At 64.6% G+C, this 17,718-nt stretch carries 15 protein-coding genes; 7 read left to right on the top strand and 8 right to left on the bottom strand.

Annotated features, from left to right (window positions below; translation table 11 throughout):
- The first annotated feature begins 114 nt into the window (after nt 1–114).
- Complete coding sequence (locus EA346_RS14165; protein ID WP_296759680.1) at nt 115–426, top strand: DUF1244 domain-containing protein; 312 nt, start codon at nt 115–117, stop codon at nt 424–426.
- Entirely contained in the window at nt 419–1,603 is a 1,185-nt protein-coding gene (gene rnd / locus EA346_RS14160; protein ID WP_296759679.1) for a ribonuclease D, read from the top strand. Before EA346_RS14165 ends, rnd begins: the two co-directional genes overlap by 8 nt.
- 86 nt (nt 1,604–1,689) lie before the next feature.
- Here rnd and EA346_RS14155 read toward each other — a convergent pair whose 3' ends face one another.
- Nucleotides 1,690–2,133, bottom strand: a complete 444-nt coding sequence (locus tag EA346_RS14155) for a hypothetical protein (RefSeq protein WP_296759677.1) — start codon at nt 2,131–2,133, stop codon at nt 1,690–1,692.
- 115 nt (nt 2,134–2,248) lie between these two features.
- On the opposite strand from EA346_RS14155, the gene EA346_RS14150 reads away from it, so the two are divergent.
- Nucleotides 2,249–2,776, top strand: a complete 528-nt coding sequence (locus tag EA346_RS14150) for a SprT-like domain-containing protein (RefSeq protein WP_296759675.1) — start codon at nt 2,249–2,251, stop codon at nt 2,774–2,776.
- 160 nt (nt 2,777–2,936) lie between these two features.
- Here the strand turns inward: EA346_RS14150 and EA346_RS14145 are convergent, their stop codons facing one another.
- Nucleotides 2,937–3,698, bottom strand: a complete 762-nt coding sequence (locus EA346_RS14145) for a 3-deoxy-D-manno-octulosonic acid kinase (protein WP_296759707.1) — start codon at nt 3,696–3,698, stop codon at nt 2,937–2,939.
- Between the two features lie 518 nt (nt 3,699–4,216).
- On the opposite strand from EA346_RS14145, the gene EA346_RS14140 reads away from it, so the two are divergent.
- From EA346_RS14140 to EA346_RS14130, 3 genes are all read left to right on the top strand, one after another.
- Entirely contained in the window at nt 4,217–5,524 is a 1,308-nt protein-coding gene (locus EA346_RS14140) for a 3-deoxy-D-manno-octulosonic acid transferase (RefSeq protein WP_296759674.1), read from the top strand.
- A 59-nt stretch (nt 5,525–5,583) separates the two neighbouring features.
- Nucleotides 5,584–6,525 (top strand): LpxL/LpxP family Kdo(2)-lipid IV(A) lauroyl/palmitoleoyl acyltransferase, encoded by a 942-nt coding sequence (gene lpxL / locus EA346_RS14135; protein WP_296759672.1) that lies wholly within the window; start codon nt 5,584–5,586, stop codon nt 6,523–6,525.
- Nucleotides 6,526–6,649: 124 nt separating this feature from the next.
- Nucleotides 6,650–7,648 carry a hypothetical protein gene (locus EA346_RS14130; protein ID WP_296759671.1) on the top strand — a complete coding sequence of 333 codons (999 nt, stop codon included), beginning with the start codon at nt 6,650–6,652 and terminating at the stop codon, nt 7,646–7,648.
- A gap of 82 nt (nt 7,649–7,730) precedes the next feature.
- Here EA346_RS14130 and EA346_RS14125 read toward each other — a convergent pair whose 3' ends face one another.
- From EA346_RS14125 to glnE, 6 genes are all read right to left on the bottom strand, one after another.
- On the bottom strand, nt 7,731–9,962 hold the full coding sequence (locus tag EA346_RS14125) for a response regulator (RefSeq protein WP_296759669.1): 2,232 nt from the start codon (nt 9,960–9,962) through the stop codon (nt 7,731–7,733).
- A 15-nt stretch (nt 9,963–9,977) separates the two neighbouring features.
- Nucleotides 9,978–11,168, bottom strand: a complete 1,191-nt coding sequence (locus tag EA346_RS14120; protein ID WP_296759668.1) for an EAL domain-containing response regulator — start codon at nt 11,166–11,168, stop codon at nt 9,978–9,980.
- A gap of 114 nt (nt 11,169–11,282) precedes the next feature.
- Nucleotides 11,283–11,975 carry a response regulator transcription factor gene (locus tag EA346_RS14115; RefSeq protein WP_296759666.1) on the bottom strand — a complete coding sequence of 231 codons (693 nt, stop codon included), beginning with the start codon at nt 11,973–11,975 and terminating at the stop codon, nt 11,283–11,285.
- A gap of 184 nt (nt 11,976–12,159) precedes the next feature.
- Nucleotides 12,160–12,378 carry a zinc-finger domain-containing protein gene (locus EA346_RS14110; protein ID WP_296759665.1) on the bottom strand — a complete coding sequence of 73 codons (219 nt, stop codon included), beginning with the start codon at nt 12,376–12,378 and terminating at the stop codon, nt 12,160–12,162.
- A 26-nt stretch (nt 12,379–12,404) separates the two neighbouring features.
- Nucleotides 12,405–13,325 carry a branched-chain amino acid transaminase gene (locus EA346_RS14105; protein ID WP_296759663.1) on the bottom strand — a complete coding sequence of 307 codons (921 nt, stop codon included), beginning with the start codon at nt 13,323–13,325 and terminating at the stop codon, nt 12,405–12,407.
- 13 nt (nt 13,326–13,338) lie between these two features.
- Nucleotides 13,339–16,257, bottom strand: a complete 2,919-nt coding sequence (gene glnE, locus EA346_RS14100; RefSeq protein ID WP_296759705.1) for a bifunctional [glutamate--ammonia ligase]-adenylyl-L-tyrosine phosphorylase/[glutamate--ammonia-ligase] adenylyltransferase — start codon at nt 16,255–16,257, stop codon at nt 13,339–13,341.
- 171 nt (nt 16,258–16,428) lie between these two features.
- On the opposite strand from glnE, the gene EA346_RS14095 reads away from it, so the two are divergent.
- Nucleotides 16,429–17,460 carry a Fe(3+) ABC transporter substrate-binding protein gene (locus EA346_RS14095; RefSeq protein WP_296759662.1) on the top strand — a complete coding sequence of 344 codons (1,032 nt, stop codon included), beginning with the start codon at nt 16,429–16,431 and terminating at the stop codon, nt 17,458–17,460.
- The last annotated feature ends 258 nt before the right edge of the window (nt 17,461–17,718 follow it).

Here is a 17,718-nt window from a genome sequence, read left to right as displayed (position 1 = left end):
CAACTTCCGGAACGCCCGACGGGATCGCCGACGGGCGACGCCATCCGCAGAGGCATCGGCCCAGGCGCGATGCCTCCGACCCGACAAACCAAAAGAATGGGAAGACCTGTTGCCATGCAAGACAAGAACCGAACCGAAATCGAAGCCGAAGTATTCCGGCGTCTCTTGCAACATCTGGACGAGCGGAAGGACGTACAGAACATCGACCTCATGAATCTCGCCGGCTTCTGCCGCAATTGTCTCGCAAAATGGTATGTCACAGCTGCCGCGAACCAGGGGACGGAACTCGATCTGAACCAGGCCCGCGAGATTGTCTACGGCATGCCGTACCCGGAGTGGAAGCGCCAGTACCAGAAGGAGGCAAGTCCGGAACAGGTGGCGGCCTTCAATGCCTCCGGAAAGGGAACCGGATCGTCCGATGCATGATCATGGACTGGTCGACACCGAAGCCGATCTGCGCGTACTGCTCGACGCCATCGCCGGCAGCCCATGGGTCGCGGTGGATACCGAGTTCATGCGGGAAAAGACCTACTTTCCACAACTGTGCCTGATCCAGCTGGCAACCCCCGATCACATTGCCTGTATCGATCCGTTGGCATTCAGGGAGCTCGGTCCGCTGAAGGCTTTGTTGCATGACCCGGCGGTCCTGAAGGTCTTCCACGCCGCCAGTCAGGATCTCGAGGTGCTCTATCTGGTAACAGGCAAGGTGCCCGGTCCGATCTTCGATACCCAGGTTGCCGCCAGCCTGCTCGGCCACGGAGAACAGGTCGGTTACGCCAATCTCGTTCAGGCGGTGTTGCAACACGAACTCGACAAGACGCAGTCACGCACCGACTGGTCGCAACGTCCTCTGAAATCGGAGCAGTTGAGTTACGCCCGCGACGACGTACGCTACCTGGTCCAGCTCTTCCTTTCCCTGCAACGCGAACTCGACACGCTCGGCCGCCTGACCTGGCTGCAGCCCGAGATGGAGGCACTGGCCCGCCCCGAACTCTACCAGGCGGACTTCGAGGGCGCCTGGCGCCGCGTCAGCGGGCACAAGCGCCTGAAGCCCCGGGAACTGGCGGTACTGCGCGAGCTCGCGTCCTGGCGGGAGAGTCAGGCGCGTGACCTCGACCGGCCGCGTCGCTGGATCATCAGCGACGACGCGCTGCTATTGATTGCCCGGACGCGCCCCACCGAAGTGCAGGCCCTGCGGGAGTTGCGTGGCCTGCCCAAGGGGATCGGCGAAACCCAGGCCCGCCAGATCCTTCAGGCTGTGCAGAAGGGCTCAGAGGCTCCCCGGGAAACCTGGCCGGTACTCTCCAAAAGAAGGCCGCTGGCGGAGGCGGAAGAGGTGATCGTCGACGTCGGCATGGGTCTGTTGCGGGAACTTGCGCGGCAACAGCAGATCACCCCGGAGGCGGTCGCCAGTCGCAAGGACGTCGTGGCACTGATGCGGGGGGAGGAGGATGCAGCCCTGGCCCGCGGCTGGCGTGAGCAGGTCGCAGGCGCGGAACTCCGGCGTTGGCTGCTGGGGGATTGCGCTTTGCGCTGCGATGGCACCCACCTTGGGATGGTGGAACTGTCCGGTGCCGCCGAGGACCGAAACCTCGCCTCGTGACGAAGTCCTCTGACGACACGGACACTGGATGCCCCAGCCGATCCCGCGCCTCCAGCCGTGCCGTGACCCTGGGGCGTTGCCGTTGCTCAGGCGCTGGTGTACACGCCGCGGCGCGGTGAAGCCAGGCGGCCCTGGCGCTTCAGGTAGGCGAGTGTCTGGCTGATGTTCTTGGTATCGATCCCCGCGCTTTCCGCCTGGTCGCGGATCTCGCTGACCGTCATTTCCGGCTGGGTGGCGACGATTTCGCAAAGTCGCTGGCTGATCGTTCCCTCCCCGGTTCCACCACGACGACGGGCGCCGCCCGCGCGCGCCTTCGGTACGGAGCCACCCATGTCACGGATCCGGCGATCCAGTTCCGCCAGCTCCTTCCGATGACGCGCCAGCATCTGCTTACGCTCGGCCTTCAGTGCAACACGTTTCTCCTTGATTTCCTGTTCCCTGCGCTCCTCCTCCTGTTGCTCACGCTCACGGGCCAACGCGTATAATTCCTCGGCACTCAAATCATCGAACTTTTTCTTCTCGGCACTCATCAGGATTCCTCGTTTGTTGTTTGCCAGCATATAGACTTCGGACAACTATTGCTTATTCCTCATAATTTAATAAAAATTGAAAAAAGATACAAGAAATCGACCACATGACAGGCCCATGACACTCGCCATCCTGAACGAGTTCCAAGATCGGGCGATACGGGAGGCTGCCCATGCGTTTTATTTGCAGATGTCTGCCTTGCCGGCACCGCAGATAACGCTCGACCTGCGCGGCCGCGCCGCCGGACAATGGCGTTTAAAGGATGGGGTTGAGATGCTCCGTTTCAACCCCAATGCCTTCATCCAGGACTGGCACGCCCACTTTCCCGCGACCGTGGCCCATGAAGTCGCGCACTCGATCGTTTACCGGCGGCTCGGGCTTAGATCTGTGCGGCCGCACGGGCCACAATGGCGTGCTGTCATGGCAGAACTGGGGTTTCCGCCTGCCGTCACCCACCGAACTCCGCTGACCGGCCGACGGAGCCGTATTTATGTTTATCAATGTAAATGCCAGTCCCACCGACTGGGTCCGAGACGACATCACCTCATCACACAACGGGGTTACCGATATGCCTGCGCGGAATGCGGTGGCAAACTGGAGTTCGACGATCGAATGGAATGGCGTGAGCCCAACGGATCAGCGTAGCGGCTTCCCGCCTGACGCACCGGTCGATCCGGGCGGCCTTCACGATGGGCTGATGAAATGCCGGCACCGATGGCATACCCACCCTGCCACAAAGATAGCCGGATCGGTCCCGCCGGGCCCAATGGCAAGCGCTTGGGCAAAAAATGGCATGAGCCTGGAATCAACTGCGATTGCTATCGCTCGTTGGTGCCGCTGAGGGATCATGGTAACCGGCAAGCAGCTTCGCGAAATCCGACGCCGAGAAAAACCAACCGTCATGCTGCCGGACGTGCTTCTCGAGATCCCTCTTGAGCCGGGCCAGGTTTTCCTCACGCCAGGAACCCTGCGGCCGCCAGCGCCCCCGATCCCAATCCAGGAGCCAGATGCGGTCGCAGGCATCAATCAGGATATTGCGGCTGTTCAGATCGGCGTGACAGTAGCCCGCGTCGTGGAAGCGACGGACACAAGCTCCAACGCCGTGCCAGTGACGGCTGGTAAGCGAGCCTTGGCGGAGACGGGCATCGAATGAACATGCATCTGGAACGCGCTGCGTCACGAGGTCGGCCCGATAATACAGCCCGGCACGGGACAGCCGGGCCGCGACCGGCCTTGGCACCGGCAAGCCCTCGTCCCGCATTCGGGCGGTGAGCAGGAACTCACGCCACGGCCGGCTCCGGCTCAATCCCGTCCAGAGGTATCGGTCACCAAGGATCCGAGCGACTGCCCCGCCTCGGAAATAATGCCGAAGCACCCACTGTCCACTCGATCCTGGCATCGGGGGATCGAAGAACAGGACCCGACCCCGACCATCGTCTCCGTGGCCGATAGCAAGACCCCGCTGATGAAGGGCTTGCGGGTCAAACATCCACGCCTCGGGAGCCTCCGCGAGTGCGGCATCGTGGATCGTAAAGAAAGGGTCCGATAGCTGAACCTCGAATTCCATCGTCGTCTCAAGCCCTCGGGAACAACGCTTCCACGGTGATCCGTATTCGCTCAGTATGCCGGAATCACGGCAGCCCGAAACTGCTTCTGGCCGGCCGTGTTCCCGGCCACAGCCGCCCATGATGACGATGCTCCATCAAACCCCAATTTCCATCTCGCGGTTCGCGGGCGCACCGCCCTCGAACGTTTCGGTACGTTGGAGCGGGGCCACCGGCGTCGGTCCCTCAGGGGCGAAGCGCTCGATCGCCGTTGCGGTGACCGCTTGAGCGCCAAGCATCGTCGCGACCCCCACTCCGTCAACGCTGAACAACGACGCGAAGACCCGTGCCGAGCCTGATCAAAGTATACAGAACGCCCTGATGCGGAGTATCGATTCGGGAACAAATCGGGCAACGGCAAGAGCACATCACCCGGATTCGGGAGAATATTGGTAAGCTTGTGTTTTGGTTTTTGATGGCGAAAACATGACCCGGGATCTCCTGGAGGAATGGCCGGTCGAGGACTCGGTGGGCGTAACCCTTGAATTCCGCTAGCTGGTCATTCCGGTTGGCCCGTCTGGCCTACAACCTGTTGATCCACGCACTGATCCCGGTGGCGCTGCTGCACTTCCTCTGGCGCTCGCGCCGCGAGTCGGGCTACCGCCGGCACCTGGGTGAGCGGCTGGGCGCGGGCCCCGATCCCGAACCCGGCCCGGACCTCTGGGTCCACGCGGCATCGCTGGGCGAAATGCGCGTCGCAGGCATCCTGGTGAACGCCCTGTGCCGCGAGCACCCGAAGCTGCGGATCCAGCTCACGACGCTGACCCCGGCCGGGCGGGCCGAGGGCGAGCGCATGCAGGCCTCCGGCCTGCCGGTGACGGTGCGCTACCTGCCTCTGGATTCGCCGCCGCTGCTGCGCCGCGTGATCCGGCATCAGCAGCCCGGGCTGCTGATCCTGATCGAGACCGAACTGTGGCCCAACCTGCTCTGGCACACCCATCGTGCGGGGGTCCCCACCGTGCTGGTGAACGCCCGGCTGAGTCCGAGCCGGCGCGGCACGTACCGCCGCCTGCGGGCGCTGTATGGCCCCCTTCTGGCCGGGCTGGAATGGGTGGCGGCACAGGGACCCGAGGATGCCGGGCTCTTTCGCAGCCTGGGGGCACGGCGGGTGGAAGTCGCCGGAAACCTCAAGTTCGACCTGCCTTCCGTCCACAAGCAAACCGACCTTGCCCGAACGCACTTCGCTGCCGAATGGCTCTGGGTCGCCGGCTCCACCCACCCCGGGGAGGAACGGCAACTGCTGGACGTCCACCGCCGGCTGCGTGACGCACACCCGGAAACCCGCATCCAGTTGCTGCTCGCGCCCCGGCATCCCAGCCGCGCCCAGGAGATCCGGGGGCAGGCCGAGGACGCCGGATTTTCGGCTCTCCTGCGCTCGCGATTGCCCGCAGCGGGCAGCGACGACGACGTGATCGTTCTCGACACCCTGGGTGAACTCGCCGCGCTCTATGCGCTGGCCGATGCCGCCTTCGTCGGCGGCAGCCTGGTCAACCATGGCGGCCAGAACCCTCTCGAGCCCATCGCTGCCGGATGCCCGGTGATCGTCGGGCCGGATACCCGCAACTTCGCCGACATGGTGCGGCAGCTCGTGGCGGATCGGGCCATCGTCCAGGTCGCGGACGCGGAAGGCCTCCGGGACGCCCTGGAAGGCCTGCTCCGGATACCCGAGCACGGCGCAGCGATGATTCAGCAGGCACAGCGGACGCTCAGCGCGAACCGTGGGGCAACCGCACGCACCCTGGATCTGCTCCGCCCGCTGCTGCCGCCCCCCGGACCCTCGGGCCGGTGAACCGGGCATCGGAGCCTGTACACTATCGCAGAACAATTTCCTCCGGAGTGCCCCCGGGCGTGACCCAGAACAAACAGAGACAACCCACGCTCAAAGCGCCATTCGGACCCGCCACCTGGCCGTTCTGGATCATAGCCGGGCTCGCCTGGCTTGCGACCCGACTGCCGCTGCAGACGCAGCGCGGCATCGGCCGCTCCATCGGCCGAACATTCCAGCGCCTGGGCAGGTCACGCCGTCATGTCACCCGGGTGAATCTGCGCCTGTGCTTCCCCGACCGGAGCGAAGGCGAGCGCGAGGCTTTGCTGCGCGGCCACTTCGAAGCCGCCGGCATCGGTGTTCTCGAGACTGCCTGCGGATGGTGGTGCCCGAGCGCGAAGTTCGAAGGCATCTACAGCATCGAAGGGCTGGAGCACCTGGATCAGGCGCTGGAGAAGGGCCGCGGGGTGCTGCTGGTCAGCGCCCATTTCACGACCCTGGAGTTCTGCGCGCGCATCCTGACCCTGCACCGCCCCTTTGCAGCCATGTACCGGCCAAACGAAAACCCCGTGGTCGACTACCTGTTCAAGCGCAACCGGGAACACCACACCGAGGGCGCGATCGACCGCAACGACATCAAGGGGCTGTTACGGGCGTTGAAGCGCAATACGGCGGTCTGGTATGCCCCAGACCAGGGCAAGAGCGGGCGCCACACCGCGCTGGTCCCGTTCTTCGGTATTCCCGCCTCGACCCAGACCGCCACCCACCGCATTGCCAGGATCAGCCGCGCCCCCGTGCTGCCGTTCTTTGGCTGCCGGCAGGCCGATGGCAGGTACAGGCTGACCATCCACCCACCGCTGTCCGACTTTCCCACCCAGGATCCTGTCGCGGACACGGCGCGGATCAATCAGGTGATCGAAAAGGCGGTGCTCGAGGCGCCTGAACAGTATTTCTGGAGCCACCGCCGGTTCAAGCGTCGCCAGGGACTGCCGGACCCCTACCAGCACGAGATCAACGGGGGGTGAACAGCCGCGCATGCCTGGAACACCCTGGTTCGTTTCCGGCTTGGGCCAGGCACTGCATGGCCAACGTCGACCCCTGTTTCCAGCGGACCCTCCGTGGCAGTCCAGTCGGCGTCCGGGACAGCGCATGCGGTTAGCTTTGGTGCTGGCAATGGGAATGTGTCTGCTGGCGACCCAGGCGCTGGCCGACACCGATACCGATACCGACACGAGCGCCGGGACCGACACGCTCGAGGCGCCCGGCGCGGACGAGGCAGTCGAAGAACCCGACGAGATCAAAGTGCTGACCGCAGCCCGTGCGGGTCTTTATGGCGCCTCCTACTGGCTGGTCGAAAACGTCGACAGCTGGTTCGGCGAAATACCCTTCGAGGAGGACGGCCGTGTCTCCGGATCGCTACGGGTACGCGGCCTGTACCGCGAAGACGACGGCTTCAGCAACGACGTGCGGTACCGGCTGCGCGTGCAGATGCCCAACGTGAGTGAAACGGCCTATCTCTTCATCGGACGGGACAACGAGGAGGAACTGGTCAGGGATGAATCCAGTGCGTTTGCACGCAGCCAGTCACTGCTCCCGGAAAGCCGCAGTGACGACCAGACCTTATTTGCCGGGATCGGCTATTTCCTGCGCGATAACCTGGACCTTCGCCTGGGGGTGCGCGGTGGCTACAAGTTGTTTGCGCAGGCCCGTTACCGGAAGATCTGGTGGCTGACCGATGACGCCAATCTCGAGTTCCGGCAGACGCTCTTCCTCGCGGTCGATCAAGGGCTCGGCACCACTTCGGCATTCGATTATGCCCAAGCCCTGACGCCGCGGACCGCCTTTCGGTGGCGCAACTCGGCGACGATCAGCACCGAGACGGACGGTGCTGGCTGGTCGACCAGCCTGGGCCTGTTTCAGGCCTTTGACAAGCAGCGCGAACTGTCCCTTGAGGTACTCGCAAGAGGCGAGACCGACGCCCCCGTGCCCACGCGCGAGTACGGTGTGCGGGGTATCTGGAGCCAACCGATCTACCGGGACTGGATGCTTGGCGAGGTGATCCTGGGGCATTTCTGGCGCAGGGATGACGACGACCCGGAACGCGAAAGCAGCTGGGCAGCGGGACTGGGCATCGAGATGCGGTTCTGAGCGGGGCACCGGGTACGCGGCGAGCACACCCGGCTGGGGAGTGATGCCCGGTGGCCCAACCTTATGTCTCGTTGGCCGCCCGTCATTGCCGACGAAGATCCAGGCTGGCGATGGCCCTACGCAGAATCTGCAGATCCAGAGGCTTGCGCAGAACCGTCGGCGCGCCCGGAATCTCTCCCTGAGGGAAGACCGATGGTGCCTGGCCGGTCATCAGGATCACCGGCAGCGCCGGGTATGCCTCGAGCAGTGCACCACAGAGGCCCACTCCGTCAAGGCGGGGCATCGAGACATCGGACAGCACCAGGTCGAAACCCGGATCCTGGCGGAGCACTTCCAGGCAGGCCTCACCGTCCTCGGCCGTTTCCACGCGCATCCCGTCCATCTCGAGCAACCGCGCCACCGAATCCCTGCTTCGGAGATCATCGTCCACGACGAGCACCCGGAGACAGACCGGGGCAACGAACAGATCGCTTCCGACGCGTTCCTCGAAGTCCGCGCGGCCACTCGGCCAAGAGGGCAGAAAGAGCCGAAACTCCGAGCCTTCATCGACTCGCGAATCCACTTCCAGCAGGGCACCTGAGCGCAGCACGAACTCGTGCACCATGAACAAGCCCAGACCGTGCCCGCGCTGTTGCGCCTTCGTCGAGAACAAGGGCTCGAACAGACGGTCGAGCGTCTCAGGCCCCATACCGCAGCCCGTATCGGTGACACGCACCCGCGCATATCGTCCCGGTCCCCGATTTCCCACGGTCAGTGTTCCTCCACCGGAGTGCGACACACCGACGGTCTCGATGGTCAACTGGCCACCCTCAGGCATCGCATCGCGCGCATTCAGCGCCAGGTTGAGCAACGCTGCCTGGAGAAATGCGTTGTTGCTCAACACGGCCAGATCGGGTTCGAGCGCCAGAACGAGACGAATCTCGGGTGGCAGCACCTGTCGCAGGATACGCGCCAGATCCTCGATCGCAGCTGCCAGCAAGACCCTTTCGGTGGCAAAGCTCCCGGCACGGCTCAGCGACAACATGCCGGAGGTGACGACCTTCGCCTGCCCCAGCGCACTGTGGGTCTCCTCGAGTATCTGGGCGATCTCGGAATCCGCTCCCGAATGCACCAGCGTCTCCCGGAGATAGAAGAAATTTGCGTCGATCACACCCAGGAGATTATTGAAATCATGGGCCACCCCGCTGGCCAGATGGCCGATCGTCTCGCGCTCCCGCGCGGCGACCATGTCGGCATAGGCCTGCTCGCGCTCGATCACGCTGACCATCAGGCTCGCGAAAACCTGAAGAAAGCGGATCTCCGCGGAGGACCATTCCCGCACGCTCTCCACGGCGTCGAACCCCACGAAACCAGTGAGGTTCTCGCCCTGCATCACCGGCAGGAGCAGCAGCGAACAAATCCCCTGGAACTCGAGGAAGGACTTCTCTACCCAGTCATCCCCAAGTGCCGACACCTGTGGAATCGCCACGGGCGACCCCGAGGCGAGCAGTCTCAGCGAATTCGGGGCGACATCCCAGGGGATGTTCTGCAGCATGTCGATGACCGGCGTGATGCCGGGAGCTGTCCACTCGTGGGTATTGCTGAAGGTCCTGCGCTCGGTATCCACCGTGAAGAGATAAGTCCTGTCGGTACCCGTCAGTTGCCCCATGCGTTCCAGGGCCTGATCGATCAGGTGATCCATGCCGAGTTCGGAGCGCTGCAGGAAAACCGCCGAGAGTTCCAGCAGTCCCCGCTCGAGCCGCTCGCGCTGCAGGAGGTCGGACTCGGTGTGCCTCTGTTCCGTGATGTCCAACGCGGTGCCGGATATGCCCAGGGCTTCGCCGTCATCACCGAACCGGACGCGACCCTTCTCCCGGACCACACGCAGGATGCCGTCGGGCCCCTGGACCCGGTGCTCGACCGAATAAGCGCCATCGGCACGTTTCGGGGCGGCCTCCAGGGCCGCCTCGACCAGGGCGCGATCCTCCGCGTGCACGGCCGACAGGAAGAGCCTGAGCGACGGCACCACAGCCCCTGGCTGGAACCCGAGCAGGCGATAGGCCTCGTCGCTCCAGGTCAGTTCGCCGCTGCGATAATCGAGCGCCCAGCTGCCCAGATGCGCAATCGCCTGCGCCTCCTTCAGCGCAGCTTCACTGCTGGCAAGGCGCTCCAGGGTCTGGTAGATGTCCACCTCGTCCTGCGCTTTGCCGTCGCCGCCGGCGTTGCCACCCCCCATCGTGGGGGCCATACGGGCAGGGCGCCCAGCCCCTGCGGGGATGACCCTGGACAGCAGGCCGCTCGCCACCGCGCCCAGGCGGGAAAATGGCGTCAACATGCTAGTGCCGATGTTTCATGGGCATACGCGGGAATGACAGGGAGCGGGTGCCGCGTGTCCAGCGAACTTGCGCAACAGGGCGTCCGCCGTCATCGGCTCCCCGAACAGATGCCCCTGGACCAGATCGACCTGGGATGCGATGCGCTGCCGCTGCTCTTCGGTCTCCACACCCTCGGCGATCACCTGCAGCCCGAGACTGCGACCAAAGGCGACGATGGCGTGAAAGACGCGCAGCGCCTTTCCCGAATCGAGCATTTCGGCAACGAAGGACAGGTCGATCTTCAGGGTATCGAACGGCAGTTCAGCCAACGCCCGAATCGACGAATAGCCGACGCCGAAGTCATCGATGGCGAGAGACACGCCGAGCAGATGAATCTGTGCCGCGGCGGTACGCATGGTCTGCGGATCGGCACTCATGCTCGTCTCGGTTACCTCGATCTCGATCGCGCAGGTCGCTGCGAGCCCGGCCACCAGTCGCCTCACCAGCCCCAGGATGCGCGGATCCCGCAGCGTCTCCTGTGACAGGTTCACCGACACGAAGGTCAGGCCAAGCGTGGCCAGGGTTCCGCGCGTCGCGATCAGCCGGCCGAACAGCGCCTCGGTGACGGCATACAGCAGGCCGGACGACTCCGCCAGGGCGATGAAGTCGTCCGCGCCGAGCACCGTGCCGTCAGGAAGGCGCAGACGTGCGAGTACCTCGACTCCACGCAAGCTGCCATCCCCAGGGAAGACGATGGGCTGGAAATAGGGCTCGACCCGGCCTGCCCGGATGAATCCCGCCAGCTCTCCGGGACTCAGCATCGTGCGGTTGCCGAGATCCGGTTTGGCCGCAGGGGCAGGTTTCACGTCCCGCGCAAGGATCACGGGCAACTCCGTCACCAAACGGGCCTTCGGGACGGCGCCGAGTACCTGGACGCCGCTGGCAGTGGCAATCCTGCGCACGGTGTCGAGCACATTGTCGCCATGGCCGGACAGAAGCAGGATGGGGACCTCGATGCCCGCACGCGCCAGCCAGTGGATCACATCGATGCCGCTCTCCCGACCGAGACCGAGATCGAGCAGCACGGCATCCGGAGGATCGTCCAGCAACGCAGTTTTGAAGGGTGTGATCGATCGGTAAAAACTGACATCGTGCTGCAAGCGCCGGAGGAAGCGACCGAGGACCGCCTCCACCCGTGGATCGTCATCGAGACAGATCAAGCGCATGCTCACTCCCGCTTCATGGACAACACGGCCAGGGTGACGTGTCGGGAAGGCGCTCGGCGAGAGGGCAGCACCGCTGCAGACAACCGTGCGATGCCCCGTGGCAGTAAGCCCCGCTCAATCGCATACTAGTCCAAGGCGGTAACCCAGGCCACGCACCGGCCCGATGACCAGTTCATCCACTCCCGCATTCCGGAGTCTCCGCCGGATATTCGCCACGTGGACATCCACGCTGCGATCCTCCGTCCCGTTGACCCTGCGGCTCACCAGGCTGTCGCGACTCAGCGCCTGTCCATGGTGTTGCATCAGCAGCCTCAGGATCCTGACCTGCGTCTCGGTGAACCTCACCCGCAGGCCGCTCCCGTCGCGCGACAGGGTCAGACTGACGCTGTCGAGAGAGTAAGGGCCAGCCCGGACCAAGGGCTGGTCGGGCATGAACAGGGTGTGACGGCGGAGTGCCGCGCGCACGCGGGCCCGCAACTCGTCGGGCGCGAATGGCTTCGTCACGTAGTCGTCGGCGCCGGCATCCAGGCCCATGATGCGGTCCCGCACGTCGTGGCGGCCGGACACGATGATGACCACCGCCGTCGTCGTATTCAGCAGCTCCCGGGCCAGATCCATGCCGTCCTCGGACCCCAGGTTGAGATCGAGGAGCACCAGATCCACAGCCTCCTGCCGGTACAGCTTCCGCAAAGCCGCGCCATTCGCCACCGTGGTGACATCGTGACCGTCGCGCCTCAGGTGGCGCTCGATGGCCCGCGCCATGCGTGCATCGTCCTCAACCACGACAATCTTCGCTGGAAATCCCATCTTACCGCTGATCCTTCGATGTCGATGCGCCGGTTGGCGCGGTGCCCCGTCGATCCCGTGCCGGAAGCATAGTCCAGTTGTCACAAAAGCGTAGTCCAGTTGTCACACCTCTTCCCGAGAACGATGTTCGCTTCAGGTGCGGAGATCGAGGATGGTCACTGGGTAGGGATAGGACCCTGGGGGGCTAGCTCTCCAGGGTGTAGACAGTGCCGCAGTAGGGGCAGCGAATCCGTCCGTCGGGGGCCTCGTCGATGGGAAGGTAGACCCGCGGGTGCGAAGCCCACAGGGCGGTATGCGGGGTCGGACAGTTCAGCGGCAATTGGCTGCGGCGCACGGTGACCGCGGTCTCGGCATTGGCCGGCGTGAAGCGATCCTGCTGTTCGGCGGTGCGTGGATTCGGCATGTTGTTCTCCCGGGTTGGACGGGCCATCACACGTAGGTGAGCCAGCCCCTGTGCTTCGGATGACGGCCCTTGACCACGTCGAAATACAGTGACTGCAGGCGCTGCGTGATCGGTCCGCGGACTCCCTCGCCGATCGGGCGGTTGTCGACTTCGCGGATCGGGGTGACCTCGGCGGCGGTCCCGGTGAAGAAAGCCTCGTCCGCGATATAGACCTCGTCGCGGGTGATGCGCTTCTCGATCACTTTCAGACCCTCCTCATCGGCCAGACTCAGGATAGTGCGGCGGGTGATGCCATCCAGTGCCGAAGTCAGATCCGGGGTATACAGCGCACCGTCGTGCACCAGGAAGATGTTTTCACCGCTGCCCTCGGCCACATAGCCCTCGGTGTCCAGCAGCATCGCCTCGTCGTAACCGCAGGAGATCGCCTCCTGCAGGGCCAGCATCGAGTTCATGTAGTTGCCGTTGGCCTTGGCCTTGCACATGGTCACGTTGACGTGGTGACGGTTGTAGGATGAAGTGCGGACGCGGATCCCGCGGGTCATGTTCTCCTCACCGAGATAACTGCCCCAGGTCCAGGCCGCAACGATCACGTGAACCTCGAGGTTGTCGGCACGCAGGCCCATGCCTTCGGCGCCATAGAAGCACATCGGCCGGATGTAGGCCGTCTCAAGGCCGTTTTCGCGCACCGCGGCGAGCTGCGCAGCGCTGATTTCCCCGGCGCCGTAGGGTATCTTCATGCCCAGGATGCGCGCCGAATTGAACAGCCGCCGGGTGTGATCCTCGAGCCGGAAGATCGCGGTACCGCCCTCGGCCTCATAGGCGCGCACGCCCTCGAACACGCCCATGCCGTAGTGCAGCGTATGCGTCAGCACGTGCGTCCGGGCGTCACGCCAGGGCACCATCTTGCCGTCCATCCAGATCACTCCATCGCGATCCGCCATCGACATCGTCGGTCTCTCCTCAGTCAGCATTCCCCGGCTCCGCCGCAGCGATCGCGACATCCCCGAACAGATCGTCCCAGGTGGTCATCACCTGCGCCCGCAGCTCCCGCAGATCCTTCGGCGGGTTGCCCAACCGGGTACCCGCGCCGCCCAGGGTCAGGCGGTGGATCCGGTTGCGCATGTCCCGATAGGCGTCGGCCAGGGCCGTACCGAGTTCAGGCGTGATCACACCCACCTGCCCGAGGACCTCCAGCGTCCGCACCTTGTCGGGCCAGGCGCACAACTCCGGATGATCATGGGCATTAGCCAAAACCCAGTATTGAACCATGAACTCGATGTCAGTGATACCACCCCGGTCACGCTTCAGGTCGAAGACATCCGGATCCCGCGAAGCGTGCTCCGCAAGCATCCTGCCGCGCATCTCCACCACCTCGGCGCGCAGGGCATCCCGGTCGCGCGGCCGGGCGAGGACGCGCTCGCGCACCTCGGCAAACCGTTCCCCCAGTTCCGGATCGCCGGCGACGTGACGCGCACGCACCAGCGCCTGATGCTCCCAGGTCCAGGCAGAGCTATCCTGATAGCGGGCGAAGGCCTCAAGGCTGGTCACCAGCAATCCCGAGGCACCGCTCGGGCGCAGACGCGTATCCACCTCATACAGACGCCCGGCGGGAGTGAATGCGCCCAGCAGATGCACCACGCGTTGGGCCACGCGACCGAAGAACTCGGAGTTTTCGATGACGCGGGGGCCGGTCGTTCGCGCAGGCTCTACCTCGCTGTCGTGGAGGAAGACCACGTCCAGATCCGAGCCATAGCCCAGTTCCAGGCCGCCGAGCTTGCCGTAGCCGATGATCGCGAAGCGGGCGAGCCTGCGCCTGGATCCGGAGCCGCACCAGGGCTCGCCATGGCGCTCCACCATCAGGTTCCAGGACAACTCCAGCACCTTCTCGAGCAGGACCTCGGCAAGCCAGGTCAGGTGGTCGGAGACGCGCATCAACGGAAGGTGACCCATGATGTCGGCGGCCGCGACACGCAGCGTCTGGACCTGCTTGTACTGGCGCAGACGGTCCAGCACCTGTTCCTGGTCCTCCAGGGGAAACTGCGCGAGCTCGTGTTCCAGTTCCTCCTTCAGGCCGTCGTGACCCGGCGGGGCATAGAGCGCCCGGGGGTCCAGCAGTTCGTCCAGCAGCAATGGATAACGGGTCAGCTGGTCACTGATCCAGGAGCTGGCCTCGCAGAGCTTCACCAGTTGCGACAGGGCCAGCGGGTTCTCGACCAGCAGGGAAAGGTAAACGGAGCGGCGCGCGATGGTCTTCACCAGCTGCAGGGCGCGCGGCAGCACGGCATCGGGATCGTCCAGCTCCGCCAGGGCGCCGAGGAGCAGAGGCATCAGGCGATTCAGCCGCTGGCGGCCCGTCTCGGACAGGGAACGCGTCACCGGACCTTTGCGCAACGCCCGAATCCCCTCGTACGCAGCCGCCGGGTCCGAGAACCCCATCTGCTCCAGCAGTGACAACGCCTCCTCCTTGCCAAGGTGCTGGGACCAGAGCCGACCGAGCAGGCGTTGACGCTCCCCCCCGGGCATGTCGTCCTCGCCTGCCGCATCGTCGCGCTGGGGCGCCGAGAATACCTGCTCGAACTGCGCGTGCACCCGCCGCTGCTCCTTTACCAGCGCCGTCTCGAAGCTGGCTTCGTCCGCATAGCCCATGGCCAGCGCGAGCCGGGTCCTGTCAAAGGCCTGCGACGGCAGGCGGTGCGTCTGCTGGTCGTTCTGCATCTGCAGACGGTTCTCCACCCGGCGCAGGAAGCGGTAGGCATGCACGAGCTGTTCCACCGCGTGCTTCGGCAGGAGTTGCCGCTCCGCGAGCAGGGCCAGCACACCGAGCAGGTCGCGGCGCTGCAGATCGCGGTCGCGGCCGCCGCGGATCAGCTGGAACACCTGACCGACGAATTCGACCTCGCGAATACCGCCCTCGCCGTGCTTGACGTCTTCGAAACGCTCGCGGCGCACCGATTCCTCGTTGATCTTGCGCTTCAACTCGCGCAGGTTCGCGAAGGCCCCGTAATCCAGGTACCGGCGGTAGATGAAGGGCTGCAGCTTTTCCATCAGGCGCGCGCCAGCCGCCGGCTCTCCGGCGATCACCCGGGCCTTGATCAGGGCATAGCGCTCCCACTCGCGGCCATGGGCCTGGTAATAGTCCTCCATGGCATCGAAGTGCATCACCAGCGGCCCGGAACTGCCGAAGGGCCGCAGCCGCATGTCGACCCTGTAACAGAAACCCTCCGGGGTCGAGTCGGCCAGTGCGGCGATCAGGGCCCGGCCGAGGCGCTGAAAGAACTCCTGGTTTTCGATGCTGCGGCTGCCATCGGTGCTGCCCGGGCGCCAGTAGGCGAAGATCAGATCGATGTCCGAAGAGAAGTTGAGTTCCTCGCCACCCAGCTTGCCCATGCCGAGTACGACCAGGCGCTGCGCCTGACCCTCGTCGTCGCGGGGAATGCCGTAACGCTGCTGCAACCGCTCCTCCAGCCATTCCATGGCACCCTGCACCAGGGTATCCGCAAGGCGGGTGAGATCGTGCATCACCTCATCGAGGCCGGCCTGCCCCAGGAGGTCGCGCCAGGCGATACGGATCAGTTCGCGGTGGCGCAGTTCGCGCAGGCAGGCCTTGAGTTGTACTTCGTCGGACAGTTCACGCAGGCGCTCGGCCAGCCATGCGCGGATCTCCTCGTCGGAGCGGACCGGCATCATCCCCTCGGCGTCCAGGGCATCGAGCACGTATTCGGGATGACGCCCTGCAATCTGCGTGACGTAATCGCTGCACAGAAAGACCATGCCGGCGCCGGGCATCGTCTCCGGCGGATCGGACAGCAGCCCGAGAAAATCATCCTGCAGTTCACGCGCGCGGTCCCGAACCGCAGCGGGAAGGGAATCGATGGCCATCGGCTGCGTCGCATCCATGGCGCAAGACTACCAGCCCGGCTCGGCAAGGGTGAACAAAGACCGCATGGCAACCATCGGCAGACGCCTCAGGGTCTTGACTGCGGAATCAAAGCGAATAACAATAGTTCTTGTTCGCCATCTGCTAACCAACCTCATTCAGGAGCGCGTTCCATGTTTCGTCACAGCTTGAAAGTCTTCGCAATCGCGGCCGTCGGGGCCGCACTCGGCCTTCCCGCGGCGGTCCACGCTGATGACGAGGTCAACCTGTACTCCGCGCGTCAGGAGAACCTGATCAAGCCCCTGCTCGACGATTTCACCCGCGATACGGGGATCAGCGTCAATCTGCTGACCGGCCGCGCGGACGAACTGCTGCAGCGACTGCGGCTCGAAGGCCGCAACTCCCCCGCCGACGTCCTGATCACCGTCGATGCCGGCAACCTGCACCAGGCCAAGAAGGCAGGGGTCCTGTCCGCCATCGAATCCGACGTGCTCGATCAGCGCGTGCCCGAGAGCTTCCGCGACGAGGACGGTCAATGGTACGGACTGTCGCTGCGCGCCCGGCCGATCATGTACCACAAGGACAAGGTCGATCCCTCCGAGTTATCCACCTATGAAGCGTTGACCGATCCCAAGTGGCGCGGGCGCATCTGCATCCGTTCTTCGTCGAACGTCTACAACCAGTCGATGGTCTCGGCGATGATCGCCAGCGAGGGCTCCGAAGCGGCGAGCCAGTGGGTGGAGGGCCTGGTGGCCAACCTGGCGCGGCCGCCGCAGGGTGGTGACCGTGACCAGATCCGCGCTGCCGCCGCAGGCGTCTGCGACATCGCGATCGCCAACACCTACTACCTCGGGGCAATGCTCGCCGGCGATGACGCGACCCAGCGCGAGGCCGCGGAACAACTGGGTGTTTTCTTTCCCAATCAGGAGGATCGTGGCACGCACGTCAACATCAGCGGTGCCGGCGTGACCACACACGCGCCCAATCGTGAAAACGCCGTTCGCCTGATCGAATTCCTGACCAGCGAAGAGGCGCAGCGGTGGTACGCGGAGGCCAACCAGGAATACCCGGTGCGGCCCGACGTACCCGCAAGCGAGGTGCTGCAGGGCTTCGGGGACTTCAAGATGGACACCCTGAACCTGTCCCTGCTGGGCGAGCACAACGCCGAAGCCGTGCGCATCATGGATCGTGCCCGGTGGCGCTGAGGCCAGGTCGCAGTTAACGTGAAAATGCAGCCACGGAAAACACGGACATCACGGAAATGAAGGGCATTCAAACTCCTTTCCGTGATGTCCGTGGTTTCCGTGGCGCCCTTTTCATCGCCACGGGTGATCGCCGGCCGTGACAGTTAGCGGGGCGGAGCCCGGGGCCAGCAGCCTGCCAGACTCCGCCCGGCCCGTTACGGGGCCGGGATGTCATTCGTAATAAGAACGTTTACTATTCGCGGCCATGAGTACCCCTCC

It is taken from the genome of Thioalkalivibrio sp. (assembly GCF_007692535.1).
Taxonomy (GTDB): domain Bacteria; phylum Pseudomonadota; class Gammaproteobacteria; order Ectothiorhodospirales; family Ectothiorhodospiraceae; genus Thioalkalivibrio.
This window is presented reverse-complemented; position numbering and strand designations above follow the sequence as displayed.